The organism is Rhodococcus sp. 06-470-2 (assembly GCF_002258235.1).
GTDB lineage: Bacteria > Actinomycetota > Actinomycetes > Mycobacteriales > Mycobacteriaceae > Rhodococcoides.
The window spans coordinates 169,752-195,365 of sequence record NZ_NOYB01000010.1; the positions used below are offsets into that span (position 1 = coordinate 169,752).

The 25,614-nt window shown below is 65.1% G+C and carries 28 protein-coding genes; 11 read left to right on the top strand and 17 right to left on the bottom strand.

Annotated elements, in window-relative coordinates; all coding sequences use genetic code 11:
• Positions 1–65 precede the first annotated feature (65 nt).
• The 7 genes from dcd to CH276_RS04140 all read left to right on the top strand — a co-directional run bounded on the left by dcd (position 66) and on the right by CH276_RS04140 (position 7,722).
• Complete coding sequence (gene dcd / locus CH276_RS04110; protein ID WP_032396620.1) at positions 66–644, top strand: dCTP deaminase; 579 nt, start codon at positions 66–68, stop codon at positions 642–644.
• Between the two features lie 105 nt (positions 645–749).
• Positions 750–2,348: an Hsp70 family protein gene (locus CH276_RS04115; RefSeq protein WP_176459096.1), complete on the top strand. Its 1,599-nt coding sequence runs from the start codon at positions 750–752 to the stop codon at positions 2,346–2,348.
• A gap of 55 nt (positions 2,349–2,403) precedes the next feature.
• Positions 2,404–3,846, top strand: coding sequence for a CYTH and CHAD domain-containing protein (locus tag CH276_RS04120; protein WP_094630523.1), 1,443 nt, complete (start codon positions 2,404–2,406; stop codon positions 3,844–3,846).
• 82 nt (positions 3,847–3,928) lie between these two features.
• Positions 3,929–5,008: a hypothetical protein gene (locus CH276_RS04125; protein WP_094630522.1), complete on the top strand. Its 1,080-nt coding sequence runs from the start codon at positions 3,929–3,931 to the stop codon at positions 5,006–5,008.
• 150 nt (positions 5,009–5,158) lie between these two features.
• Positions 5,159–5,446, top strand: coding sequence for an ANTAR domain-containing protein (locus CH276_RS04130; RefSeq protein ID WP_032396616.1), 288 nt, complete (start codon positions 5,159–5,161; stop codon positions 5,444–5,446).
• Between the two features lie 141 nt (positions 5,447–5,587).
• Complete coding sequence (locus CH276_RS04135) at positions 5,588–6,556, top strand: Hsp70 family protein (protein WP_032396615.1); 969 nt, start codon at positions 5,588–5,590, stop codon at positions 6,554–6,556.
• Between the two features lie 50 nt (positions 6,557–6,606).
• Positions 6,607–7,722: a fused (3R)-hydroxyacyl-ACP dehydratase subunits HadA/HadB gene (locus CH276_RS04140; RefSeq protein WP_032396614.1), complete on the top strand. Its 1,116-nt coding sequence runs from the start codon at positions 6,607–6,609 to the stop codon at positions 7,720–7,722.
• 167 nt (positions 7,723–7,889) lie between these two features.
• Here CH276_RS04140 and CH276_RS04145 read toward each other — a convergent pair whose 3' ends face one another.
• The 4 genes from CH276_RS04145 to CH276_RS04160 all read right to left on the bottom strand — a co-directional run bounded on the left by CH276_RS04145 (position 7,890) and on the right by CH276_RS04160 (position 9,497).
• Positions 7,890–8,285: a VOC family protein gene (locus CH276_RS04145; RefSeq protein WP_094630521.1), complete on the bottom strand. Its 396-nt coding sequence runs from the start codon at positions 8,283–8,285 to the stop codon at positions 7,890–7,892.
• Positions 8,282–8,398: a CGNR zinc finger domain-containing protein gene (locus tag CH276_RS29255; protein ID WP_217901388.1), complete on the bottom strand. Its 117-nt coding sequence runs from the start codon at positions 8,396–8,398 to the stop codon at positions 8,282–8,284. Before CH276_RS29255 ends, CH276_RS04145 begins: the two co-directional genes overlap by 4 nt.
• A gap of 33 nt (positions 8,399–8,431) precedes the next feature.
• Complete coding sequence (locus CH276_RS04155) at positions 8,432–8,968, bottom strand: hypothetical protein (protein ID WP_094630519.1); 537 nt, start codon at positions 8,966–8,968, stop codon at positions 8,432–8,434.
• Positions 8,969–9,029: 61 nt separating this feature from the next.
• Positions 9,030–9,497 (bottom strand): winged helix-turn-helix transcriptional regulator, encoded by a 468-nt coding sequence (locus CH276_RS04160; protein ID WP_094630518.1) that lies wholly within the window; start codon positions 9,495–9,497, stop codon positions 9,030–9,032.
• 93 nt (positions 9,498–9,590) lie between these two features.
• Between CH276_RS04160 and CH276_RS04165 the strand changes: the two genes are divergently transcribed.
• Positions 9,591–10,760, top strand: a complete 1,170-nt coding sequence (locus CH276_RS04165) for a thiolase family protein (protein ID WP_094630517.1) — start codon at positions 9,591–9,593, stop codon at positions 10,758–10,760.
• 98 nt (positions 10,761–10,858) lie between these two features.
• Here the strand turns inward: CH276_RS04165 and CH276_RS04170 are convergent, their stop codons facing one another.
• The 8 genes from CH276_RS04170 to CH276_RS04205 are packed head-to-tail and all read right to left on the bottom strand — an operon-like array spanning position 10,859 to position 17,863.
• Entirely contained in the window at positions 10,859–11,485 is a 627-nt protein-coding gene (locus CH276_RS04170; protein ID WP_094630516.1) for a TenA family protein, read from the bottom strand.
• On the bottom strand, positions 11,482–12,234 hold the full coding sequence (locus tag CH276_RS04175) for a glutamine amidotransferase (protein WP_094630515.1): 753 nt from the start codon (positions 12,232–12,234) through the stop codon (positions 11,482–11,484). Before CH276_RS04175 ends, CH276_RS04170 begins: the two co-directional genes overlap by 4 nt.
• Positions 12,235–12,243: 9 nt before the next feature.
• The gene (locus tag CH276_RS04180) at positions 12,244–13,257 is read right to left on the bottom strand and encodes a phosphotriesterase family protein (protein WP_254924202.1); all 1,014 of its coding nucleotides are present in this window, start codon (positions 13,255–13,257) and stop codon (positions 12,244–12,246) included.
• Positions 13,258–13,268: 11 nt separating this feature from the next.
• Positions 13,269–14,303, bottom strand: a complete 1,035-nt coding sequence (locus CH276_RS04185; protein WP_094630513.1) for an ABC transporter permease — start codon at positions 14,301–14,303, stop codon at positions 13,269–13,271.
• Complete coding sequence (locus CH276_RS04190; RefSeq protein WP_094630512.1) at positions 14,300–15,082, bottom strand: ATP-binding cassette domain-containing protein; 783 nt, start codon at positions 15,080–15,082, stop codon at positions 14,300–14,302. The genes CH276_RS04185 and CH276_RS04190 overlap by 4 nt, the downstream gene beginning before the upstream one ends.
• 4 nt (positions 15,083–15,086) lie before the next feature.
• Positions 15,087–16,100 (bottom strand): substrate-binding domain-containing protein, encoded by a 1,014-nt coding sequence (locus CH276_RS04195; protein ID WP_094630511.1) that lies wholly within the window; start codon positions 16,098–16,100, stop codon positions 15,087–15,089.
• Complete coding sequence (locus tag CH276_RS04200; RefSeq protein WP_094630510.1) at positions 16,097–16,993, bottom strand: carbohydrate kinase family protein; 897 nt, start codon at positions 16,991–16,993, stop codon at positions 16,097–16,099. Before CH276_RS04200 ends, CH276_RS04195 begins: the two co-directional genes overlap by 4 nt.
• A 3-nt stretch (positions 16,994–16,996) precedes the next feature.
• The gene (locus tag CH276_RS04205) at positions 16,997–17,863 is read right to left on the bottom strand and encodes a BtpA/SgcQ family protein (RefSeq protein WP_230596918.1); all 867 of its coding nucleotides are present in this window, start codon (positions 17,861–17,863) and stop codon (positions 16,997–16,999) included.
• A gap of 201 nt (positions 17,864–18,064) precedes the next feature.
• On the opposite strand from CH276_RS04205, the gene CH276_RS04210 reads away from it, so the two are divergent.
• Positions 18,065–19,090: a LacI family DNA-binding transcriptional regulator gene (locus tag CH276_RS04210; RefSeq protein WP_094630509.1), complete on the top strand. Its 1,026-nt coding sequence runs from the start codon at positions 18,065–18,067 to the stop codon at positions 19,088–19,090.
• Here CH276_RS04210 and CH276_RS04215 read toward each other — a convergent pair.
• Genes CH276_RS04215 through CH276_RS04225 form a run of 3 tightly spaced genes read right to left on the bottom strand, consistent with a single transcriptional unit; the run spans position 19,051 to position 22,191 of the window.
• Complete coding sequence (locus CH276_RS04215; RefSeq protein ID WP_094630508.1) at positions 19,051–20,148, bottom strand: M20/M25/M40 family metallo-hydrolase; 1,098 nt, start codon at positions 20,146–20,148, stop codon at positions 19,051–19,053. The two genes, CH276_RS04210 and CH276_RS04215, sit on opposite strands and share 40 nt — an antisense overlap.
• The gene (locus CH276_RS04220) at positions 20,138–21,001 is read right to left on the bottom strand and encodes an alpha/beta fold hydrolase (protein ID WP_094630507.1); all 864 of its coding nucleotides are present in this window, start codon (positions 20,999–21,001) and stop codon (positions 20,138–20,140) included. Before CH276_RS04220 ends, CH276_RS04215 begins: the two co-directional genes overlap by 11 nt.
• Positions 20,995–22,191 (bottom strand): alpha/beta hydrolase family protein, encoded by a 1,197-nt coding sequence (locus tag CH276_RS04225; protein WP_094630506.1) that lies wholly within the window; start codon positions 22,189–22,191, stop codon positions 20,995–20,997. The genes CH276_RS04220 and CH276_RS04225 overlap by 7 nt, the downstream gene beginning before the upstream one ends.
• 69 nt (positions 22,192–22,260) lie before the next feature.
• On the opposite strand from CH276_RS04225, the gene CH276_RS04230 reads away from it, so the two are divergent.
• Complete coding sequence (locus CH276_RS04230) at positions 22,261–23,016, top strand: TspO/MBR family protein (protein WP_094630505.1); 756 nt, start codon at positions 22,261–22,263, stop codon at positions 23,014–23,016.
• Here the strand turns inward: CH276_RS04230 and CH276_RS04235 are convergent.
• Both CH276_RS04235 and CH276_RS04240 read right to left on the bottom strand, forming a co-directional pair.
• Positions 23,013–23,678, bottom strand: a complete 666-nt coding sequence (locus CH276_RS04235) for a TetR/AcrR family transcriptional regulator (RefSeq protein WP_176459097.1) — start codon at positions 23,676–23,678, stop codon at positions 23,013–23,015. The genes CH276_RS04230 and CH276_RS04235 overlap by 4 nt on opposite strands.
• Before the next feature lie 70 nt (positions 23,679–23,748).
• Positions 23,749–24,951 (bottom strand): oxidoreductase, encoded by a 1,203-nt coding sequence (locus tag CH276_RS04240; RefSeq protein ID WP_094630503.1) that lies wholly within the window; start codon positions 24,949–24,951, stop codon positions 23,749–23,751.
• 140 nt (positions 24,952–25,091) lie between these two features.
• On the opposite strand from CH276_RS04240, the gene CH276_RS04245 reads away from it, so the two are divergent.
• Positions 25,092–25,523 (top strand): type II toxin-antitoxin system Rv0910 family toxin, encoded by a 432-nt coding sequence (locus CH276_RS04245; protein ID WP_094630502.1) that lies wholly within the window; start codon positions 25,092–25,094, stop codon positions 25,521–25,523.
• Positions 25,524–25,614 lie beyond the last annotated feature (91 nt).

A 25,614-nucleotide genomic window follows, 5' to 3' on the forward strand; every position in this document is an offset into this window, starting at 1 on the left:
CTACGTATCGTGATCGGGGTTCGGGTGTGTCGCGGGGGACCGCCCAGGACCAGTAGCCTGCAGAGGTGCTGCTCTCCGACCGTGACATCCGTGCCGAAGTGACCTTGGGAAACCTCGCGATCGAACCGTTCGACCCGTCGATGGTTCAGCCGTCGAGCGTCGATGTACGGCTCGACAAGCTTTTCCGGGTGTTCAACAACACCCGCTATACCCACATCGACCCGTCGCTACAGCAGGACGAATTGACGACGCTGGTCGAACCTGCCGCAGGTGAGCCGTTCGTTCTTCATCCGGGGGAGTTCGTTCTCGGCTCCACGCTGGAATTGACGACGCTGCCGGACTACTTGGCCGGTCGGCTCGAGGGGAAGAGTTCGCTCGGACGGCTGGGTCTGCTCACGCACTCGACCGCAGGCTTCATCGATCCGGGCTTCAGTGGCCACATCACGCTGGAGTTGTCCAACGTCGCAAACCTGCCGATCACGTTGTGGCCGGGCATGAAGATCGGGCAGCTGTGTCTCTTCCGGCTGTCTTCGCCGTCCGAGAATCCGTACGGCAGCGCCGCGGTGGGGTCGAAGTATCAGGGCCAGCGTGGGCCGACACCGTCGAAGGCCTACCTGAACTTCGTTCGCTCTAGCGTCGAGTAAACGATCCCGAGGTCTGTTTCTCACCGCGAAACGTGGTGAATGTCCGGTTGTAGCGGTACTCTGGTAACTCGACGTGGGTTGGGGCCTACCAGAGTGAGGTTTCTAGTGTCCGCGGTTCCCGATGTGTCCGTACTCGGCGCTTCGTTGGGGTCGAGTGGTCTGCGCAGCGTGATCAGCGACAACGCTCGCTCCGGTGCTGTCCTGGAAGTACACGAGCCCGTCGCATCCCGGCCGGCACCCAACGGCCTCGCTCCCGATCCGTGGGATGCCGTCATCACGTCGGTTCACAATCTGGCGAGCGAGTATGCGTCCGCGGATTTCCATCCGGTGCTCGCACTGCGCGAAAGCGACCCCAAGACGGCCTACGACCAGGACTTCTCCGATGGCGTTGTGCTCGTCTCCGAACTCGGTGCCCAGTTGGGTGCGCTGCGTCAGACGCGGGTGCTCGCCGGTGAGCGCTGCGTCGCTCTGTTCGACGTCGGTGCATCCGGTACCTCGGTATCCGTGGTGGACGTCGACAGTGGTGATGTCCTCGCGTCGCGTCGTACGGACGCCCTCGGTGGTGACGACTGCGATCGAGTGCTGTGCGATCACCTCATCGCGACGTTCGGTGCGGCCGAGGCGCTGACGGTCGAGGCTCGGCGGCGGCTCGTTCACGACGTCCGCGCCGGGAAACACGAACTGGCACTGCTTCGTAGCGTGTCGATCATCGGACCGTTCGTCGGCGGACGTGCATCGCTGTGGCGTGGCAATCTCGACGAGCTCATCGGCGACGCCGTGCGCCGAGCCGTCTCGATGGCCGTGGACGTGCTCGACGAGGTCGGTGCGCAGGGCATCCACGTCGACGCCATCGTCGCTGTCGGTGGTGGTGCCAACATGCAGATAATTCGGCAGGTCCTGTTCGACGCGGTGTCGATGCCGGTCTACGTGCCCGAGCAGCCGGAACTGCTGGCGGCGCACGGCGCTGCCGGGATCGCTCGGACGGTGGGTCGGCGGCCCACCCCGGCACCGCCCGAGGTGCTCACCGATCGGTTCGCTGCCGTGGATCGGGACTCCGCAGACGTGGAGGTGGGTGCGGTCACCCCGGTGGTCTCCAAGCGCCCACGGCACAGCGACACCTCCTCCAAGCGGATGACCAGGGTCAACAAGTCTCGGCACCTCGGCGGCGCACTCGCGGCGATCGTGGCGGTGTGTGCAGCCGGCACGGTGGTCACTGCGGCCGCACGCACCAGCGGCGACGAGCCGTCTCCGTCGGTGAACAGTTCACAGGACGCCTCACCGACCGCTCGGTCGCAGTCCGTGGTGCCTGCCGCAGACGGATCACCCGCCGACCCCACCGGGTCGTCGTTGCCGCCCGCGACCACGACGGCGCAGACCTCGCCTCCGGTCGACCCGTCGGCACCGTCGCCCTCGGCCCCAGCACCGACCACTTCCGACGCGGCGAGCACAACCGCAGCGCGGCGCACCGTGGCCACGACCAGTGCCCCGTCCGACATCCAGCAGACGACGGCACCCGACACGCTCACCCCCGATCGGTCGACCGTTGTACCGACGGCTGTCCCGCCTGCCACCACGACTCGTCCGACCACGACGAGCCCCGCCACGACGACCCGGGCCACGACGACGACGCGTCCGCCGACCACCACACGGTCCACTCGGACGTTCGATTTTCCGCTGCCGGACTTCGACTTTCCGCGACGCTGACCGGTCTGCAGTTTCGGACTCCATCGGCCCCGGTACTCGAGGCAGGATGACAGGTATGGAGTCGATTCAGACCGAGCGCGAAGACAAGTTCGACGTCGACGCAGATTTCCGATTGCCCACTCTCGCTTCACTGGTTCCCTCCGGCGGCGCGCTGGCATCGCGCGAGACCGACCTGAGCAGTGAGTACTTCGACACGACCGGCCACGACCTGTTGCGACGCGGAATCACGGTTCGGCGTCGTACCGGTGATTCCGACAACGGCTGGCATGCGAAGGTCCCGGCGGAGAAGGCGCGGACCGAGATTCGGCTCCCTCTCGGCAACGGAGCGCACGGTGCGGTGCCGGACGAGCTGAACGACGTGCTGCGCGGTGCGGTGATGGGCGCGGAGTTGTCTGCGGTCGCGACTCTGACGACGCATCGCACGATTCACACCGTGTCCGACGCCGACGGGGCTGTGGTCGCGGAAGTGGCCGACGACGAGGTCTCCGTCGTCCTGATCGGCGGCGCGACCGGTCCGCGGTGGCGGGAGGTCGAGGTGGAACTCGGACCCGCAGGGTCGGAGTCGTTTCTGAAGAAGGCGGGCAAGGTGCTGCGGGCTGCCGGTGCCCGGCCGTCGGCGCATCCGTCGAAGCTGGATCGGGCGCTGTCGGTGGTGCGTCAGGTACCCGCCGAACCCGGGGTGGTGCTGTTGGCGGACTATCTCGACGCGCAGGCGCAGGCGATCGTCGCGGGCGATGTGTATCTGCGTCGAGGGCTGGATCCGATTCATTCCACGCGGGTGGCGATTCGGCGATACCGCAGTACCCTTCGTGTGTTCGGTAGCCTGTTCGAGGACGAGCCCGCCGCCCAGCTCGAAGCCGAACTGTCTTGGTATGCAAGCATTCTCGGTGAAGTGCGCGATCGTCAGGTGCAACGTGCCCGGTTCGCCGCCGCGTTGCGCGAACTACCGCCCGAACTGGTGCTCGGGCCGGTCGCGTCGCGCATCGAGAACGACCTGCTCGCCGAGCAGATTCGGTACCGCGAGGCGGCGATGAGCGAACTCGACGGAGAGCGCTACCGCGCGCTGCTCACGACGCTGGCGGAGTGGTCGCGCGGGCTACCGACCGACGGCGAGGTCACCGACCGCGTGTTGGTCAAGCTGGCACGCAAGGCAGGAAAGAAAGCGATCGATCGGACGAAGAGTGCCGTGCGCGGTACCGACGACGAGGCGCTGCATCGGGCACGAAAGGCATCGAAACGAGCACGGTATGCGGCCGAGTTGGTTGCGCCGGTGGTGGACAAGAAGGTCTCGAAAGCGAACATCAAGCACTTCAAGACGATTCAGGAGGTGCTGGGAGAGCATCAGGACGCGGTGATCGCGGCGGACATTCTGCGTACCCTCGGCGCGCGAGCAGGCACGACGGCGGGGGAGAACGGATTCACCTTCGGCCTGCTCTTCGAGCGCGAGCGCCGGGCCGCCGAGACGGCCCGCGACGAGGCGAGCAGGTTGGAGTTCTGATCGAGCAAAACAATTTGTTTCCCCGATTTCGGGCTCGAAGGGTACTCTGATCCCGAATTGAAGTCGGGGGGAGTCGACGACCATGGCCATTGCGCTCGGGATACACGTCGGTGCCGAAGAAGTGTCGGCCGTGCTGGTCGAGGCCGATCTACCCGAGTTGGGAGCCATCTCCACGCGCACCGTGTCCGTTGCGGCGGTTCCCGGCGGCGTGGGTGACGCCGTCACCACGATGCTCGGAATCATGAGGGTGCAAGCGGCCCAGAACGACCTGCGGATCAGCGGTTCCGGAGTGGTGTGCGACAGCATCGCGCTCTGCGGAATCGTCCGTGCAGCGCTCGCCGCCCATGAGGTTCGCGATGTCGTGGTGGTCGATGCCGGAGATCCGCGGTTGAACGCAGAGGTTCCGCTGGGAGTCGCAGCAGCACTGATCGGCACCGTCGACGCCCTCACTGCATGGGCAGGCGGGCCGGTCGACGTCCCTGCGGAGTCGGTCGACGAGGTCTGGAACGGTTCCGGCAGCGATGCGGCCGGCACTCCACGCGGTGCGCGACTGACGATGATCGGTTTGGGCGTCGCGGTTCTCGCCGCACTGAGCGGAGCCACGGTGTGGGCGCTGTCGGCGGCCGGTCCGACCCAGAATTCCGTGGTCGACAGCGCGGATCGCACCGAGATGCCGTCGGCCGGGGGCAGCGAGGTCGCGTCGTCGTCGGTGTCGGTGGTCGCGGGTTCGGCGGTCCCCCCGCCTGCGCCGTCGGCTGTTCCGTCCATCGAGGCCGGGGTGTTCGAGGCACAGGTGTACGGGCCGGTGCCGGTCGGTACCTGGAGTGAAGCGCTCCCCGCGAGTCCGGTCCCCACGTCGATGAGCTCGTCGGGGGGTGGGGACTCCCGGGCCGGATCGGGTGGCGGCAGACCCGGCGTGGTCTCCGGCGGCGGCAGCGAAGGTCGTGGCGACTCGGACGGCGATGCGGACGGCGGGGCGTCGGGCGGCGGCAACTCGGGGGGCGGTGGTGATTCGGGTGGAGAAGAAACGACGACCGTCGAGCCGGAACCCGACCCCGATCCTCCGACGACCACGAGCCCGATCGAGACCACCACGGAGGTTCCGGTCACCACCGAACCCACGACCGTCGACGAAGAACCGGCGGCGAGTCCGGTCGAGTGAGATCGATTCGTTGATTCCCTTGTGAGCGTGCATTTTTGATACTTGGACAAGTCCTTCTCGTGACGGGTGTGTGAATTCGACTCCGACACCTGAACTTCTGCTCATGCGTGGCTACCATCGAGTCATCGACCAGCAGACGGTGAGTATTCGATGACCGAGAATCCCGCAGCAGAACCGTTGACTCGCACCACTATCGACAGGGCGGTGGGTGTTCTCATCGCGCTGCGCGGCTGTAGTCCGGAGGACGCGTTCGCCGAATTGGCGGCGCACAGCTTCCGATTCGATGTCTCCCTCGTGCAGTCGGCTCGGTCCATCGTCGCGGCCGCGCGCGGAATGGACTCGGCCAACGGCGTCGCCTGTGCGGCGATGACCTCGGCGCAGGAGGAGTGGGGTCCGCTGCTGGCGTACCGTCGCGATCCTTTCGATCACGTCGCCTGAGATCGGTCGGTACGGGTTCCGCTACTTGTTATATGTCCCAAAACAAACCGAAAGTTCATTCAGATACCGAGATTGCTGTCCAGACGACGGTTCGGCGGTTTACTATCGGCAGGTCGGAGTAGCCAGTCGAGTCGAGGAATCATGAGAACAGTCCTTGGTGTTTCGGTGGGTTCTGCCACTGCCCGAGGGGTCGCAGTCGATGCGATCGACGAGTCGGTGCGGTCGGCCCACATCGTTCACTCGTTCGATCCTGACGATCACCTTCAGGTCGCCATCGACTTGCTGGACTCCATGTCGCGCGATCAGATGGTCGACCGAACGGACATCGTGTTGGCGGTACCCGACGATCCCGGTGCTCGCGCGCGTACGTCCGCCTACTCCACGTACGAGGCCGATCGACTGCTGGTCGCCTCCGAACTCGGAGCTCAGCTGCGGTATCTGCAGGGAACGGGCCAGCTCGAGGGCGCTCGTACGGTCGCGGTCTGCGACATCGGGGCGTCGGGCACCACGGTGTCCGTGGCAGACCCGGCCACCGGTACGGTCTTCAGTTCGGTGCGCACCACGTTGTTCGGAGGCAACAGCTGCGACGAGCAACTCTCCCGCTACCTGCTCTCGACGTACGGAGCGGACGAGTTGGCGTCCGATCGGGCACGGGCAGAATTGACGGTATCGGTCCGAACGGCGCGTGAGCAGCTTTCTCGACTGCGGGTGGCCGAAGTTGCCGGCCCCTTCGTCGGTGGTCCGGTCAGGTTGTGGCGCAACACTTTCGATGATGTTCTCGAACGCAGCATTCGGTCGTTGGAGGACTGGGTGGCCAGTGTGATCGTCGACGCGCCCTGTGCCGTTCACGCCCTGGTGATGGTCGGTGGCTGCGCCAACATTCCGACGCTGCGGCGCCTGTTCCGTCGTGATCTGATGCTGCCGGTCGTCGCACCCGCCAATCCGGAGTCTCTCACCGCGCACGGTGCGGCTCTGATGGCCGTCGACGCGGTCGCGTCGCGTCGACACCGCCCGCGGGGTGCCACGATCGCCAACGTCGCGCCGTCGCAACATGCCTCGATGGTGGGCATGGTGGGCTACCACGACTCACCGCGACACCGCTCGGCTTGAACCCGCCGGCCTGGCCAACGAACGCCGTTGTTCGGTAGGTTGCTCGGGTAATGGTGAACAGTGGGGTACGAGACGGTGGGACAACAGTGGCAGAGCAGGTAGCGGAGTCCGGTACGGCAGCAACCGACGGTGAAGCATTCGATCCGGCGGAACATGCTCGGAGCATGGTCGGTTATCACTACCGCACCGAGGACTACTACGAGGTGGGCCGCGAGAAGGTCCGTGAGTACGCCCGCGCCGTCCAGGATTTCCACCCCGCCCACTGGGACGGAGATGCCGCGGCCGCGCTGGGTCACAGTGCCCTCGTCGCGCCTCTGACGTTCATGTCGCTGGTCGGCACCCTTGCGCAGAAGAAGCTTCTCCAGTCCATCGCCGAGGGCTACGACCTGAGCCAGATCCTCCAGACCGATCAGGTGCTGGTGTTCCAGAAGCCGATCCTCGCCGGCGATCAACTGACGTGCGATGTCTCGCTCGACTCGTTCAAGACGGTCATGGGACGCGACATGATGGTCACCAAGAACGTCGTGTCCAACCAGAAGAACGAACTGGTGCAGACCACGTACACCACGCTGCTCGTCGGTCGGTCCGGCGAGATCGATCCGGCCATCGCCGAGTCTGCGAAGAACTTGGTGATGTTCGGCGCGACGACGGACGTCAGCGGTGCCGATTCCGGCGAGAGCGGCACACTGTCCACTCCGCAGGAACACGAACCTCTGGTCGTCGAGGAGTACCGGGGTCGGCCCACACAGAAGTTCGACGAGGTGAACGTCGGAGACGAACTGCCGCCCCGCACGGTGCGCCTGACCCGCGGTGACCTGGTCAACTACGCAGGTGTTGCCGGCGACGCGAACCCGATTCACTGGAGCGAGCAGTTCGCCAAGCTGATCGATCTCGAGAACGTGCTGGCCCACGGGATGCTTACGATGGGCGTAGGCGGCGGGTACATCACCGAGTGGCTCGGCGACCCGGGCGCTGTGAAGGACTACACCGTCCGCTTCACCACCCCCATCCCGGTGGACACCCACAAGGCCGCCGAGATCGTCTTCACCGGCAAGATCAAGTCCAAGGACGAGGCGACGCGTACTGCGGTCATCTCACTGGGTGCCACGTTCGAGGGCAAGCGAATCTTCGGTCACCGCGCCACGGTCACAGTGCAATTGGGCTGAGTGCCTGCGGCAGTGGTGTGGTTGTGTGCCCCGGGCGGCACTCGACCACACCACTCGGATGCTCGGTTGGCGTCCGTAGTCCGCGGATCGGCTCCTCGGTTGTGGATATGTGACTCCGATCGGCGTCGGGTATCCGAATGTGGGGAGCTGATGTGCGGGGCGCCGGTTCACGTCCCGACGAAGATGCAGAACGGATGGCCGGCCGGGTCGGCATAGATTCGGATCGGCTCTTCCGGGTCGTCCCGCAGGTCCCGCAATAGTTGCGCACCCAATTCGAGTGCGCGCGTGTGCTCTTCGTCGAGTTGCTCGACGGTGTCGACGCGAAAGTCCAGGTGCAACATCTGAGGGTGCTCGCCGTCCGGCCATGTTGCGGCCGGTAGTGAGTCGATCTGTTGAAACGCGATTCGCCACGAACCGTCCGGCGCGGTGATCGCGAGCCAATCCGGATCGATCGTCTCGGCGTCACCGGGGATGTACTCGAATCCCAGCAGTTGCCGGTAGAACTCGGCGGACTCACGGGCGTCGGTGCAGTCGACGACCACTTGATGTACCGAAATGTTCATGATCTGCCCTTCTTGACGGCGTGGTGTCGTGCAGCGCGCGCCCGATTGCCGCATGCGCTGCAGCACCATCGATCCTGCAGAAACAGTTGACCGCATCGCGGGGCATCGCACAACGCCAGGCGGTCACGGCCTGAACGTACTCGGCCTCAGCGTCGGTCGGCCCTGTGTTGAACACCCGCGAAAACTGCGCCGATCACGATCGACACTGCCAAGCATTCGATCAGGAACACGAGACTCGATTCTCGGAACAGCGGCGACTCCGACATCTGCGCGGCCATCGAGTCGGGGTGAACCAAGGCAATGGCCGAGACCTGCGGCGGTCCGACGGCGGCGGAGGCCCACAAGGAAGCTCCGAGAAACACCGACGTCGGCAAGGGCCACCAGAACAGCGACTGCCGAGATCCTCGAATCCGTGCTGCCGCAGCGACCACGCACAGTGTCAGTGCGCCGATGACGAGCGACGACGGAAACCATGGTGGCCCCTGTTCGGTGAACAGTTGCGCGTAACCAATGATCGATACGCTTCCGGTCTCGCCGGATACAGCCGCCGGGTCGAAGGGCGCGAGGGGCGCGGCGAAGTGCCACAGCGATGACAGGGCTGCGGCCAGGGTGAGACCGAAAACCAGTGCGGTCCAGGCCCTGTCTGGTCGGCCTCCGGTGCCACGCCGTCGATCGTTGCCCACGTGCAGCAGGTTACGCGTCGTGCCCGCTGTGCGTGCGTCTCTCCGAGTCGAACACCGGAAGCTAGGCGATGCGCACTCTCAGTTCGTTCACCGGCACTTCCGCGCCGTTGTTGTCGGTGATCCGGACGTGCACTGGGTTCCCTTGTGCATCAACCACATCGAGGGGCCCGTCATCATCCTGTAGATACTCGTCGCCCCATTGCATCAGCCCGAGTACGACGGGCAGCAGGTCTTCCCCCATTTTCGTCAGGATGTACTCGTAGCGTTTTCGTCCTTTGTCGGGGCGGTAGGGCTGTTTGACGAAGATGCCCGCGTCGACGAGTTCTTTGAGTCGGGCGGCGCTGCTGGCGTCGGTGATGCCGACGCGTCGGCTGAAGTCGTCGAATCGCGTCGTGCCGTAGAAGGCCTCGCGCAGGATCAGCATGGCGGATCGGGTTCCGACCACGGACAAGGCGCGCGCAATGGAGCAGCGGTCACCGGCCGTCCAGGAGTCGAGGTCGGACAGTGGGCCGTCCATGTGGAGGGGCATGTCACGATACTACTGACTTTACAAAACTATAGCCAGCTCGTACCGTGGTGCCAGCGATCCGACAGGAACGGGTCGATCGGACAAGGAGCCGTCATGAGAGACGCAGTCATCGTCGAGGCAGTCAGAACCCCGGTCGGGCGGGGCAAGGCAAACGGCACTCTGCATCCCGAACATCCAGTGGACCTGATGGCGCACAGTCTTCGGGAAGTTGTGCAGCGCAGTGGAATCGACCCGAGCCAGATCGACGACGTCATCGGTGGTGTCGTCACCGCAGTGGGGGATCAGGCGTCGAACATGACTCGACGTGCTGCATTGGCGGCGGGCTATCCCGAATCCGTGCCTGCGACCACGGTGGACCGTCAGTGCGGAAGCAGCCAGCAGGCGATTCACTTCGCCGCTCAGGGCGTCATCTCCGGTGCCTACGATCTGGCGATTGCGGCCGGGTCGGAGTCCATGAGTCGAATCCCGATGGGCTCGAACATGATCGGTACCGAGGACCCGGCAGGTGTCGGTTTCGCCGAGAGGTATCCGGACGGTCTCGTGCCGCAGGGCATCAGTGCCGAACTGATCGCGGCCAGGTGGGGTATCAGCCGGACCGAAATGGACGAATTCGCATTGTCCAGTCACGCGAAGGCCGCGGCGGCAACCGAAGAGGGACGCTTCAAGAGGGAGATCAGCGCCATCCGCGGGCTCGACCGTGACGAGGGGGTCCGCACCGGGTCGACGCTGGAGGCCCTGGCAGGGCTGCGTCCGGCGTACTACAGCGACGCCATGGCGCAGCGGTTCCCCGAAATCCAATGGAACATCACCGCGGGCAACGCAAGCCAGATCAACGACGGTAGCGCCGCGGTCATGATCACCACCAGCGAGAAGGCGAAGGAGCTCGGCCTCACGCCGATGGCCAGGCTGCACAGCTTCGCCGTGGTCGGTGACGATCCGCTGATGATGCTCACCGCCGTCATCCCGGCCACGCAGAAGGTGCTCGCCAAGGCGGGGTTGACGATGAGCGACATCGACCTGTTCGAGGTCAACGAGGCATTCGCCTCCGTGGTGCTCGCATGGGCCAAGGAGACCGGCGCCGATCCGAGCAAGGTGAACGTCAACGGCGGAGCCATCGCCATCGGTCACCCCCTCGGCGGCAGCGGTGCGCGCATCATGACAACCATGGTCCACGCCCTCGCCGAACGTGAGCAACGCTTCGGGCTGCAGGTGATGTGCGAGGCGGGCGGCCTGTCGAACGCCACCATCGTCGAACGCCTGTAAGTGCCTGCGGCAGTGGTGTGGTTGAGTGCCCCAGGCGGCACATGGGAGTGGAGCCTGCGGAACGACCCGCAGGCCTTGTCACACCACTGCCGCAGGCACTAGTCCATCGCCGCGTTGTGGAATTCGTTCTCGACGGCCAACATTCCTGCGAACCACTCGTCCAGCCTTGCATCGTCCACAGCGTTCATGGCGTCGACCTCTCGGGCCAACGCGTCGACCTGCGCCACGAAAGCAGGTCGGGTATGCATTTCTATCCATTCCTGCAGCGCCGGTTCGCGATCGGCCGACATATGGAGTGCTGCGCGGCACCAGGACAGGTACAGGGTCTCTGCGGCGAACATCGCCACGAGTGCTGCGGCCCTGCCGTCTCGACGGGCAAGTCCCAGTGCGTAGTCGGACAGTACGGACGATCTCTCGATCAACTCGTCGGTATCGCCGTCGTACGGAAACTGCTCACGTAGCCCGGCGAAGTACTCCCGCTGCTCACCGACGAGATTCGACAGTGACACCACATGATCGGTTGCGTCGTCCAAGGACTCGGACTCTGCGACGACGAGTCCCAGGATGCGCACCGCGGTGAGTACGAACGCCTCCTCGATCACCAGGTAACGCCGGAAGTGGTCGTCGCGTAGTGTGCCGTCGATCGATTCGACGATGAAGGGGACGCGCTGCGCTGCAACGAGGTTGCGTTGTTGCCGCGCAATCAGTTCGGCGGAGCGACTCATTCCGCGGACAACCAGGTGATCAGGCCGTCGAACAGATCGGTGTAGCCGAGCCACTGCTCGCAGAACTCCGGCGGTGCCCAGTGCGGTGAGCAGTCCGAGGTGAAGACCGCCGAGCGGCCCTTGCCGTAGGTGCCCGCAGCGACGAGCGGATCTCCGTTGATGGTGGCGGGGACGGCAACTCCGTCCTTGGCGATCACTCGGTTGTAGCCCAGGAGTGCAGGCCACTCGATCCCACTGGCGCTCACGGTGGGGTGCTTGTCGTCGACGACCACGGGGACCATGCCACCTGGGGTCTCCACGCGATCGTCTTCGGCGAGCATCGTCACCGGCAGAGCGTCTGCGAGTGCTGTCTGCCGGAACGCAGCGCGGGCCTGGAACCCGGAGAACGAAAGGTATCCGCCGATCATCAGCAGCGCACCGCCGTCGTGCACCCAGTTCCGGAGCTCGACCAGGCGGTCCTCGCCTGCCTGAAAACGATCGAAGACGCTGGGTGCGAGCTGAATCGAGTTGGCGCCGATGTCCGAGAGGACGATGACGTCGTAGGCGGACAGAGCCTCGGCGTTACCGGGAAATTGGGTCGGCACCAGATGCGCCGGCATGTGCACCACGTCGTGTCCGCGGGAAGCCAGGGCGTCCTTGAGTGGTCCGACACCTTCCACGTAGGAGTGCACGGTGAATTCGTCGACGCCCTTGACGTGCGTCGAGGTTGTCATCCAGCTTTCACCGGCGATCAGAACTTTCTTACCCATGGTGGTTCTCTATCCTTTTCCGGCGCTCTCGAAGAGCGACCTCGGGTTGTCTCGCATGAGCGAGGACACGTGCTGGGGATCGATTCCGCTTCGCACGAGTCGTGCTGCGAAAGAGACTGGTACGTAGGCCAAACCGTTGCCACCGAATGCGCGGAGCATCGACTTGAGAAACAGGTCGTGACTGAGGAGCAATTGCCGTCGGTATCCGCCGCCGATGAGACCGGCGACCGCGAAGGCGGTGTCGGCGGGCGATGGAGACTGACCCTCACCCGGGAACTCGAAGGGCATGCCGATCATGTCGAATTCCAGATACACCCCGCGATCACCCAGAGCGCATTGGTAGTCGGGATCGTTGCCCGACGGGTCCATGTGGCAGAGCACCACAGCACTCGGGTCGACACCCATCTCCTCGACGACGATGTCGAGCACTTCGTGCCCACGCCGCTGCCACCCCGGAAGGTGAACGAACAGTGGTACAGCGACTTCTCGTTGCGCGACGCATGCGGCGCGTAACGCCTTCTTCTCGGCGGCGGTGAACGACGGCGAGACTCCGATCTCCCCGATGACCCCGGGGCGAGGCCCGTCGTTCGAGGAGAACTCGGCAACGAGTCCCGACGCGAGTTGGTCGACGCTCAGCGAGGCGACCTCGTCCGGGTGCGTGGCCTCGAGGTACCAGCCCGAGCCCATGACGACCCGGACCCCCGAGTCTCTGGAGTACCGTTCCAGGATCTCGGGTCGACGACCGATGCCCGGTGGTGTCAGATCGACGATGGTCGTCCCGCCGTGGTCGGCAAAGGTTTTCAGGTCCGCCAACACGGCCGCCGCGTCGTCGATCCGGCAATTGTCGGCGCTGTGATACGGATTGTCGTGCAACAACCAGGCGTCCGAGGCCGAGATCGGTCCGGAGAGAACCTGCGCCACAGCGGGATCGGGCGATTCCGAGTACGCCACCGAGGCGTCGTTGTGCAGGTGCTCGTGCGGTAACACCAACCCCAGCTCGCTCGAGTCGACCGGACCGGTCACCGTCCGGACGATCACTGTTTGCCCGGTGCGCTCTGCAGGTGCTTGAACAGTGACGCCAACGAGTGCCCACGCATGTTGATCCAGATGGCGACGAGCAGAACGATTCCGGTGATGATGGGCGTGAGGAAGGGGCTCACGCCCAGCAGCGTCAGGCCGTTGGCGATGATGCCGGTGAGGACCGCACCGATCACGGTACCGACCACGGTTCCTCGTCCACCGAACAGGTTGGTTCCGCCGAGCACCACCGCGGTGATGACGGTCAGCTCGAAACCGTTGGCGGAGTTGGCGGAACCCGATCCCAGTCGTGCGGCGATGAGCAGGCCTGCAATGCCGGCGGCAAGACCGGTGAACACCAGCGTCATCATCAACACGCGACGGGTGTTGACGCCGGAGCGTCGGACGGATTCGACGTTGGACCCGATTCCGGTGACGTAGCGGCCGAAGCGGGTGCGACCCAGCGCAACCGCGCCGATGACGACCACGGCGAGGGCGATCCAGGCGCTCGCCGAGAACCCGAGCCACGACGCCGTGCCGAGCTTGGCGAACGCGGTGCCCGGGGTGATGGGAACCGAGAAGCCCTCGGTGCGGTACAGCGCGATGCCGCGGATGATCGAGAGCGTGGCGAGTGTGACGATGAACGGTGGAATGCCCTGGTAGGCAGCGAGCCAGCCGTTGACCAGTCCCCACGCCGCACCCATCAGTGGAGCCGCGACGAACACGACCGAGGAGTCGACGCCTGCCTGGATGAGCTCGGCGCTCATCGCGGCGACGAATGCGACCGTCGCTCCGACGGAGAGGTCGATCTGGCCGGTGGTGATCACGAACGTCATCGCGACGGCGATGATCAGGACCGGTGCGATCTGCGTGGCGAGGTTGGAGATGTTGGTGAACGTCAGGAACGACGACGTGGTCACCGAGAAGACGAGGGCCACCGCGACGGTGACGGCCAGCATGGCCAGTGTCGGCTTGTTGGTCTGTTGCCACAATGTCGGTCGCGCAGCGAGTTTCGAGACGCTGGGCTGTGCGTTCTTGTCGAGAGTGATCATGGGCGGCCTTCCGGCGAGGACGGTGAGCGCTGGGGAACCGGAGTGCGAGTGATCAGTCCGACGAGCGATTCGATGTTCAGCTCGCCGATCGGAACGTCGTCGACGCTCTGTCCCTCGTACATGACGGTGATGCGGTCGCAGACTCGGAACAGATCCTGCAGGCGGTGCGTCACGAGGATGACGCCGACGCCCTGGGCCGCAACGTCCGTGATGAGTTTCAGGACCGATTCCACCTCGGCGACGGCCAGTGCGGCCGTTGGCTCGTCGAGGATCAACACGTCGGGCCGGAACGAGACGGCCCTGGCGATGGCGACGGTCTGCCGCTGCCCGCCCGAGAGTTGGCCGATCTCCTGGTACGTCGACTTCACTTTGACGTGCAGGTCCGCGAGGATCTTCGCGGCGCGTTCGTGCATGCCGTGCCGGTCCAGAAACGGTCCCTTGCGGGGTTCACGGCCGAGGAACAGGTTGCTCGCGACATCGAGGGTGTCGCACAGCGCCAGATCCTGATAGACGATGCCGATCTTCTGCTGCTGCGCATCGAGCGGTGTCGAGAAGCGCACCGGTTCCCCGTTGACTCGCATCTCACCACCGTCGTGTTGAACGGCGCCGGCAAGGATTTTCATGAGCGTCGACTTGCCGGCGCCGTTGTCTCCGACGACTCCGAGTACTTCGCCGCGTGAGAGCCGGAGGTCGACTCCCTGCAACGATTTCACCGGGCCGTACGATTTGGTGATTCCCGACAGTTCGATCAACGGTGTTGTCGGATCATGGTGTGCCATAAGGCTACTTCTCCAGGTAGTACATGTAGTCGCCCACGTTGGCGGGGGTGACGATCTGCGTCGGGACCGGGATGTCCGCGGGTGCGGTGCGACCGCAACCGAGATCGATCGCGGCGTTCATTGCCTCGTAGCCGAATTCGAAGGTGTTCTGCTGCACGACGCCCTCGAGCCAGCCCGCCTGGAGGGCGGAGACAGCCTGATCCGACAGGTCCCATCCGACGGCCTTGATCCGGTCCTGTGCACTCTGGCTGTTCACTGCCGCGACCAACCCGATGAGTGCGGGTTCGCCGGTGGCGTAGACGTATTCCATGTCCGGGTTGCCGGTGAGCAGGTTCTCTGCGGCGGTCTGCGCGTTCTCCTGAATGTTGCGACCGTCGACGACCGTGCCGACGGTCATGCCAGCGGCGGAGACCGTGTCGGTGAAGCCCTTCTGACGTTCGAGCTGGATCGTGCTGTTGAGTGCGCCGACGATACCGACGGTGCCGGTGTCGTTCGCCAGCTCGGCGAGTGTGTCACCGATCTGAGCGCCGCCCTCGGCGTTCGCTGTTCCCACCTGGGTCGAGATGCCCGGGTCGTCGACGGTGGCGTCGACGGCCACCACCGGGATACCTGCTGCGGCGGCCTTGGACACGGATGGCTTGATGCCGTCGGTGTCGATGGCGTCGACGATGATGGCGTCCACGCCGGAAGCGATGAGGTTGTCGAATGCGTTGGCCTGGGTGACCGAATCGTCGTTGCCGCTGATGATCTGGAGGTCGACACCGGCTTCGTCGGCGACCTTCTGGGCGGCGTTGTTGATCTGGTTGAAGAACAGAGCTTGCAGATTGATGGTCACCAGGCCGACCTTGAGGGTGCCGTTCTTGCCGTCGCAGGTGTCGGCGACGCGGGACGGATCCGGAATGGACGATGCGGAGGCGTCGGTGCCGCCCGCGGTGTCGCTGGGGGCGGCGGAGTCGCATGCGGTGAGACCGAGGGCAAGTGCTGTGCCGAGGACGAGGGGGAGTGCGCGTTTGATCATCGGGTCTCCTGAAGATCGACAGTGGCCAGGGTGGCAGTGAATTCGTTGAGTTCGGTGATGCTGGGGCAGCCGCGTGGTCCGGCCGTGGCGCATGCGAGAGCAGCGGACGCCCCGGCGAGGCGTGCTGCATGAGCCGGGGGTTCGCCTGCGTCGACGAAGGCGATGTAGGTGCCGCAGAAGCAGTCTCCGGCTCCGACGGCGTCGACGACGTCGACCTGTACTGCGGGTTCGGTGATCGTCTCACCCGAGGGTGTCACCAGGGTCCACCCGTGCTCGCCGTCGGTGACGACGAGGTGAGTGTCGTGCTCGGCGGTCATCGTCGACCACCGTTCGGCATCTATGCCGAAGCTGTTCTGCCACAGGCTGCGTCCGACGATGACGTGATCGGCGAGGGCGAACGCATGGAGTGCGGCGTCGAGATCGTCGCAGCCGTCGAGATCGATGGCGAGGCTGACGTTGTCGGGCAGTTCGGCGGGGAGCATCTCTGCTCGGTAGCCGTCGACGAACAGTCGGCCGCCGTCGTAGGAGAGGGCCTCGAGGACTGCTGCCAGCCGTTGTGCGTCGTTGGCGTCGTCCTGGCTGATGATCGATCGATCACCGCCCTCGGCGATGAGAACGACTGCGGTGGAGAGGAAAGCGTCACGCGGGGCCCAGCTGGTGTCTACTCCGTCGTGCTCGAGTCCGGCGAGAAACTCGGTGGACCTGGCGTCGGGGCCCACTGCGCCGGCGAAGGCCACGCGGGCACCCATACGGGCTGCGGAGACCGCGGCGTTGGCGTTCATGCCGCCGTCGATCGTGTCGATCGCCGTTGCCTGCACCCTCTCTCCCAGCACCGGGACATGCGGAACATGCACCGTCACATCGTTGTTGGCGTAGCCGAAGAAGACGATCATCGGCTATTTCCCAGCTGCGCGGGCGACGGCGCGAACCTTCTCGCCTGCGACGCGTCCCCACCAGCGGGCGTTCTCCTTCACCGACGACGCGATGATGGCCCCGTCGCATTCCTTCATCAGCTCGCCCACGTTGGCCGCGGTGATTCCGGAGCCGATGATCACAGGAAGCATCGTGTTGTTCTTGATCACCGAGACCTCGTCCACGGAGGCGGCGTCTCCGGTGCGGGAGCCGGTGGCGATGAGGACGTCGGCGTCGAAGAACTCGGCGTCCTCGGTCTGTTCGGCGATCGTGCGGTCTGCGACGATGGCATGCGCGCCGTGCTTGACGTGCACGTCCGCGAAGATCTTGACCGGGTCGGCACCGATGCGGTGGCGGAAGCGGGTGGTCTTGGCGGCCTGGCCTTCGATGAATCCTTCGTTGGCTATGTACGCGTTGGCCCATTGGTTGACGCGGACGAAGCTCGCGCCCGCTGCCCACGCTGCGGCCACGCCGCATTCGCCGGCATTGGACAGGATGCTCACGCCGACGCGGTCGCCGAAGTCGCCGACGACGGCGGCGGTGACGACGCCCATGCTGGCCGCGGTTTCGTATCCGTGTTCACCCGGCTTGAGAAAGGGTATGTCCCAATGGTTCTCGACGATGACTCCGTCGAAACCATTGTCGATGTATGCGTGCGCCTCGGCCAGGGCGAACTCGGAGATCTCCGAGACGGGCCGGCCCTTGTAGTGCGGGCTGCCGGGGAGGGCGGGCAGGTGGATGGCACCGATGAGTGCTGGTGCCGAGGTGAACATCGCGGCCAGGGCCGACGGCTTGGTCGGAAAGACTCCCAGCGACTGCTCTGGGTGCTGGTCCGACAGGGACGTACTCACGTAGGGAACTCCTCGGGTGATCGTCGGGCGAGAGGATGTAATCGATTACCTCGCATGTATGCACCGTAAGGGATCGGTACCCGTTCGTGTCAAGGAATTTCGGAGTCGTTTATGTAAACGATTGCCTCTACTGTGTAAACAGCAACGCAAGCGACCGCGCGGTTCGATAGCCTCGGGTCCACACGTGAGAGTAGGAGTTGGATGCGTAAAGCAACCATTCGCGACGTTGCCGAGCGCGCAGGCGTCTCGACAGCCACGGTGTCTCGAGCGCTCTCGGGTTCACGTCCGGTCTCGGAAGACGTTGCTGCCACCATCCGACGGGCGGCCGAGGATCTGGGATATTCGGGCAACATCATCGCCAGTTCCCTGCGCCGCAACAGAACGGACACCGTCGGCATGGTGGTGCCGAGTATTGCCAATCCCTTCTTCACCTCGCTGGTGGTCAACGTCGAGCATGTGCTGTCACAGCGCGGCTTGCAGTTGTTTCTGTGCGACTCCCGATCCGACCCGGACGTCGAAGCGCAGAGGCTGCGCAGCTTGGTCTCGCGTCAGGTCGACGGCATCATCATCAGCCCGTGCCATGGCGAGCGGTCCGCAGAGGCCGTGCGCACCACGGCTCGCGCGATCCCTGTCGTTCAACTCGACCGGTTCGCGCTCGACACCCACACCGACTGGGTCGGGGTCGACGACGATGCCGCACAGGCGCTGGTGATGGACCACCTGGCCGGTCTCGGTGTTCGGAGCGCGGCATTCATCAGTTCCGAACTGACCAATTCGTCGACCGAGCTACGTCGAGCCGGCTTCTTTCGCCACGCGGAGCGAGCGGGTATCGAGACGCGAGAGGAGTGGACGCTGTTGGGCGACTACTCGATCGACTGGGGCCGTGAGTCGTCTCGGCCCATACTCGAAGCGGCCTCTCGTCCCGACGCGGTGGTGTGTGCCGACGATCTGATCGCGCTCGGTGTTTTGCAGAGTTGCCAGGCTCTCGGACTGTCGGTTCCGACCGATGTCATGGTGACCGGGTTCGACGACATTCCGTTCTCCGCGTTGAGCAATCCGCCGCTGACGACCGTCCGGCAGCCGCAGGAACGGATTGCTGCCGAGGCCACTCGGCTGTTGGATCAGGCGATGAACAGTGACGAGACGGGCACCGCGCACATCGCTCTGCAGGCGGAGTTGGTGGTCCGTCAGTCGACGGTCGGCCAGGCGCGTGTCACTGCGGTGTAGGCGGTGATGGCCGCATCGAGCTCGTCGAGCGTGACGGTTTCGTCGGCGGCATGCATGAGGGCCGGAGTCCCCGGTCCCCACACGACGATCGGCGCACCGGGAGCCGCCGCGGCGATGATGGACGCGTCGGTGAAGTACGTGACCGGTTCTGTCGCAACGGAATGCGGTAGCTCGTCGATCCAGCTGTTGCCACCGGCCGTCCGCACACCGGGCAGGTCGATCCGTGCCTCGATGTGGTCGACCTCGGGTTGATCCCGCCACCACGACAGCAGTGCCGAGCCGTCACCGACGGTCCGGTGATCGACGACGACGTGTGCGGTGTCCGGGACGATGTTGGGGGCCGAACCCCCGTCGATCAGCCCGACGTTGAACGTCTCGGCACCGAGGAACGGATCCGTCGACAGCGGGAGCTCCTCGCGTGCCCGTGCCAGGACGTCGACGAGCTTCATGATTGCACTCTCGCCTCGCTGGGGTGTACTGCCATGTGCTGCAATGCCTTTGGTGGTGACATCGACCCACAATGCTCCGCGGTGGCCCAGATGCACCTGGTTTCCGGTCGCCTCGGGCACCACCACGGCACCCACCGAACATTCGGCGACGGCGTGACGGGCGGCGAGCGCTCCGAGTGAGCCGATCTCTTCGTCGCTCGTGAGCAACAGTGCTGCAGGAACACCGTTCTCGAAGGCGGCGAGCACAGCGGCCGTGGCGGCCACAAGGCCTGCCTTCATATCGGACGTACCCCGGCCTCGCATCACTCCGCCCTCGACGTCCGCGGCGAACGGATCGAACTGCCAATTCGAAAGATCGCCCGCGGGAACGGTATCGACGTGGCAGGCGAACATCAGTCGCGTGGTCGTAGGAGGGGCGTCGTTGGTGATCAGCAGCCACGGGTGCGCGCCGTCTCGATCGCCCTCGACTGCAACGCCGGTCGTCCGCGCCCTCAGAAGGGATACGACGGCGTCCATCGAGGAGCGTTGGGGCGCAGGGTCGCCGGACACGGTGCGTTGCGTGACCAGTTCGGTGAGCACGCCGACGGCAGTGGTGCGGTCAAGTGCCATGGGGAGCACTCGATCGCATCACTGCAGCGGCAGCCGCATCGGGTGCCTGTGTCGGAATCCAGTGCGAGACGCCGGGCAACACGGTCAGTGTGTAGGCCGCATCGACGTACCGTTGGGCACTCTCGACGGTGGAGCGTCCGATGAAGGTGTCACCGTCACTCCAGACCATCGACGTCGGCACGGTGATGCGCAGGCGGCCGATGCCCGGGCTCGAGAACGGTAGGCCCCGATACCAGTCGACGGCGAAGGGCAGCGCGCCGTAGTCGACGATCTCCGTCTGCGTGCGTTCGAGATCGGCTTCGGTCATTCCGCTTTTCTCGTACCATCTTTCGGCCCTGCGGCCGGGTTGCGTCATCCACTTCTCGGGCAGCACCGGCAGTTGGAAGAACGCGAAGTACCAGGAATGCAGTATCTGTTTCGAGCTGAGCAGGCCGGTCATGAATGCGCCGGGGTGGGGTACCGAGAGCGCCGTCAGAGACGAGACCAGGTCGGGACGACGACCGGCGGTGACCCAGGCTATGTTCGCTCCCCAATCGTGTCCCACCAGGTGAACCGGCGTTCCGATGAGGTCGATCAGGGCGACCACATCGCCCACCAGTGCGCCGACGCGATAGTCTCGTCGCCTCGTTGGCCGGGCGCGTGGGGAGTATCCGCGCTGATCCGGTGCGATCGTGCGCATCCCGTGCTCGTTGAGTATCTCCATCACCGCGGACCACGACGATGCACGCTCGGGAAATCCGTGCAGCAACAACACGACCGGGCCGTCGAGCGGTCCCTGGTCGAGGACGTCGAACACGAGACCAGCGTGGGTGTACTCGGTGATTCGTTCGGGTGCAGAGCCGCTCGTCAGCATGTGCTGGGTACCGTCTGTCCTGCGAACCGGGCGGCCAGGAATTGCATTGCCGCTTCGTCGCTGACGTCGTGGCCCTGTTCGGGCTGTTCCTGGGCGACGACCGAATCGCCCAGGGCGCAGGCCTTCTCGACACCGTCGGCAGTCCACTGCGGCAGAACGACGTCGTCTTTCGCGCCGTACGCCACGAACAGCGGTACCTCCGTTCGCACCTGCGGGAGTGTGTAGCGATCGACCACGTCGATCAGCTTCTGCTCGGATTCGGTGGAGTCGGCCGCGAACTCGTCGGGTGCCATCGCCTGGACGGCTCGCTCCTTGCCTGCGGTGTCGCCGCCCGAGCAGGTGAGCAGCAGTTCGTTGTTGCTCTCGGCGACACTGCCGCTGTAGTCCGTCGGATCGATCGAGGGGTCGACCTGCTCAGCGCCGTAGAGCAGGTACGGCAACAGTTCCTTCTGCGGCCTGGTCAGGGTGCCGTCGTTACTGGATCGAATCAGCGGCTTCAGATCTGTCGGGGGCGAGAGCGACACCGATCCCACCAAGTCCAGGCCCTGACCGTAGGAAGCGGCGAGTTCGTTTGCAGCCCAGGCGGCTTGACCACCCTGCGACAGGCCGACGGCAGCCCAGCGCGTGGAGACGTCGGGCAGCGCGGTGCGGGCCGCGCGAGCCGCGTCGATCATGTTGTTTCCGGTGGTTCGCGGCTCCAGATACGGGTGGGTGCCACCGCCGGTGCCCAGGCCCTGGTAATCGGGTAGCACGGTGACGTACCCGAGTGCGGTGAAGTCCTGCACCGCAAATTGGTATCCGAGCAGATCGGGATACAGGGTCGGTCCGCAATCGGCCTGCACACCGGTGGTGCCGTGCCCGTAGACGATGATCGGCCACCCGCCCTCGGGCGGCGTGCCCGCCGGAACGGCTGCCACCCCGGAGACCGCGGTGGGGGAATTGTCGACGCCCGATGTCGATTCGTAGACGAATCGGTAGAGCGTGGCACCGGTCGCGGCGAGGGCGGGGGATCGATCACCGAAGTCCGCGGAATCGAGAACGGTGCCGGGCACTCCTGTGAACTCGTACTGCGGTTCCGGAGCAGACGTCGATTCCGTGGGAGCGGGCTCCGGCGTGGAACTGCATCCGGCGGTCACGGCCACCGCGAGGCAGCAGACGGCAGCAGAGATCGAACGCGAGTAGGAATGCACACCGCGTGTCTACCAGAACCGGGCTGCTGCTGTGTTTGCACTGCACGTCGATCGGGGACCAACTCGACTGTGAAAATCGGCGTCGTTCTCAGTGCGGTCGTGGCCGTTGTCGTGTCTTTTCTCGGGTCGGGCGTATGGATCGGGACGCCCATCGCCGAAGCGGCGGACGGAGCGCTCAGTGCCACGTCGACTCTGGTGGCACCCGCGGGGCCCGCGTTCTCGATCTGGTCGGTGATCTACGCGGGGTTGATCGTCTATGCCGTCTGGCAGCTCCTGCCCGGGCGCACTGCACGCCACGACGCGCTGAGGGCACCGATCATCGCGTCGATGTTGCTCAATCCGGCCTGGATTCTCGCGGTCCAGTTCGGCCAGGTGTGGTTGAGCGTGCTGGTCATCGTGGCGCTGTTGGCGGCGCTCGTGCGCGTGTTCGTACTGATGCAGCAGCTCCGGCCCGAGGGCGTCGCCGACGCAGTGATCACCGACGGCCCGATGGGCCTCTACCTCGGTTGGGTGTGTGTCGCGACGATCGCGAACATCTCTGCCTGGTTGGTGAGCCTCGGGTTCACCGGCGGTGCAGGTGCAACCGTCTGGGCGATCGTGGTGCTCGTCGTTGCAGCGGCAGTAGGGCTGCTGCTCGCCCGCTACTCGCGCGGAGCGATCGCTCCGATGCTGTCGATCGGGTGGGGACTGGGATGGCTGGCGCAGGGTCGCCTGTCCGGCGAGCTGACCAACTCCACGGTGGGATACACCGCAATTCTCGCAGCCCTCGTGGTCGTCGGTTCGACTGTGGTGACCAGGGTTCGCGGGCGTCGGTCGGTAACCTAGCCGCGTCCGAGGATCGCCTCGACAGCGTCGTCGACGTTCAGGGCCGGGTCCAGGACCGGTGCGGTACGCAGGCACGCGACGATGATGTGCACCAACCATTCGACCATCTGCTCGACGTCGATTCTGGCGTCCTGTTCGAGCCATCGGGCCGTCGCGCCGTCGATTGCCGCGACGATGCTGTGCCCGACGAGTCCGACGCTTGCGTTCTCCGCGTCGAGTCCGAGTTGCGTGGCCGCCGCCTCCAGCACTGCGGTTCGCGCGTTCTCGAACACTTCCCAGGCTTCGGGGTCTGCGCCTCTGCCGCCCAACACCATTCGTAACGCCAGTCCTCGGTGCCGGCTGAGATAGTTCAGGTGGCTGGTCAGCGCAGCCCGAATCTGGATGTCGGGTGTCGAGTCGGGAATGTCCGCGAAGGCCTCCGACATGGCCGCGGCGGTGGCCCGCATCGCCTCGAGGTAGATGCCCCTCTTGTTACCGAAGTAGTGGAACAGGAGGCCGTGGGCAACGTCGGCCGACTCGACGATGTCCGAGACGGCGACCTTGTCGTAGTCGGCCTCGGCGAACAGGCTCGCCGCTGCGTCGACGATTCGCTGCCGGGTCTCGGCCGCTCGGGCGGTGGCCCGGTTGGCTCGGGCAACCGGTTTGGCGGAACGATCTGGCACCGAAAGTCCTATCTGCCTTGGCCTGCCCGTCCGGCTGTCACCGAGGGCTCGGTACGAGCCTAGGACGTCATCAGATGATCGGGGTGATGTGGTCGTGCAGATCGAAACCGAGCAGCGCCTTGCCGTAGGTCTCGATCGACACTCGTGGCAGCATGACGGCATGGCGGGCACCGACATTGGAGTCGCGCCAAATGCGCTGCAGAGCATTGACTTCGGCGAAGGCTCCGGCACCGGTGGCGTCGACGAGCATGTTCAGCGCCTCGTTGATGCTCCGTAGTGCAACGGCTGCGTCGCCGCGAACACGCGCACGGGAGAGCAGGTCCGGGTACTCGGCGGCCTCGGCCCACCGCTTGACGTCCTCTGCTGCGCGGTAGGCGTGCAGATGCGCGGTGTCGACCTTCAGCGCTGCTTCGGCGAGCAGCATCTGGAATGCCACCGAATCGGCCTGACGGTCGAACACGGTGTAGGCGAGGGCCTTCTCTGCGGCCTTCTTTCGTACCAGTTCCACTGCAGCGCGGCCCATTCCGAGCTGTGGACCGACGAGAACCATGACGAGCATGGGCCCGAAGGCCGAACGGGCGAAGGCGGAGTCGGTACGTTCGGCAACGTTGGCACCGCTGAATGCGGGGATCATCGACAGCATCCGGTGTTCGGGGACGAAGACGTCCTCGGCGACGACGGTGTTGCTCCCGGATGCACGCATGCCTGCCACGTACCAGGTGTCGTCGATGCGGTAGTCCGTGCGCGGGAGCAGCGCCATACCCTGGTCGAGCATGTCGCCGTCGTCGTCGTTGACGATGATTCCGCCGGTGAACCACTGCGAGTGCAGGCTGGCCGAGGCGTAGGGCCATGTTCCCGTCAGTCGGTAGCCGCCCTCGACCTTCCGGGCGGTGCCGCCCGGGGTGACGACGCCGGAAATGATGGCGTCGGGGCCGTCGGCGTAGATCTCGGCCTGAGCCGCGTCACTGTAAAGGCCTGCAGCCCAGTTGTTCACGTTGGACAAGGTGGTCACCCAGGAGGCACCGGCGTCACCTTCGGCGATGATCGCGGACACGTCGAGCATGGTGCGCAGGTCGGTTTCGAGTCCGCCGAACTTCGCCGGTGCTGCGACTCGAAATGCGCCAGCGCGGCGGAGGGCGTCGACGGTGTCCTCGGAGAGGCGTCGTGCCTTCTCGTTCTCGGCGGCTCCGGCCTTCAGGTCGGGCACGAGGGCTCGAAGGTTGGCGATCACATCGGTGGCGGTTGCAATGGGCAGCGCTTCGGTCGTCGTCATGGCTCGTCTTCCGGTTCGGCCCCGTGGCTGTGAGGCGTGTGTCACGAAACTAAACGGTACTTGACTTGAGGTCAATATTGACTTCCGATCAATCCTATGGCGTAGTGGTGAAACACCGTCCTCGAGCGAAGGAACCTCCGATGCTGAACATCACCATGAGGCAGGAACTGCCTGCCTCGCAGAACGACGTGTGGGCAACTCTGTCCGACGTCAGCACCTTCGAGAAGTGGCATGCCCTGCACGAGGAGTGGGTGGAGACGCCCCCGAGGGACCTCGAAGTCGGGTCGACGATGGTCGAGAAGATCAAGATCGCGAGCATCATCGACACCATCGAGTTCCAGGTCGAAAGTCTGCGTGCGCCGGAGGAATTGGTCCTGGTGGGTGCCGGGTCGACCGGATCGAAGATTCGGCTGACGATGAACTGCGCCGCTCGCGGAGGCGGCTCCGCCGTCACCCTCGAGCTGGAGGTGACCAGTCCGTTGTTGTTCGGAGTGGTGGGCAAGGCGCTGCAGGGCACGTTCAGGAAGAAGCTCACCGCCACCCTGAACGGACTCGCGGAGTACCTCGCGTGAAACGCCGATCGCCCCGCACGTGCGAGCGGGGCGATCGAGATGTTCGCTGATCAGTCGAGACGATCTGCTGTGTAACCCTTTCCGAGCAGTC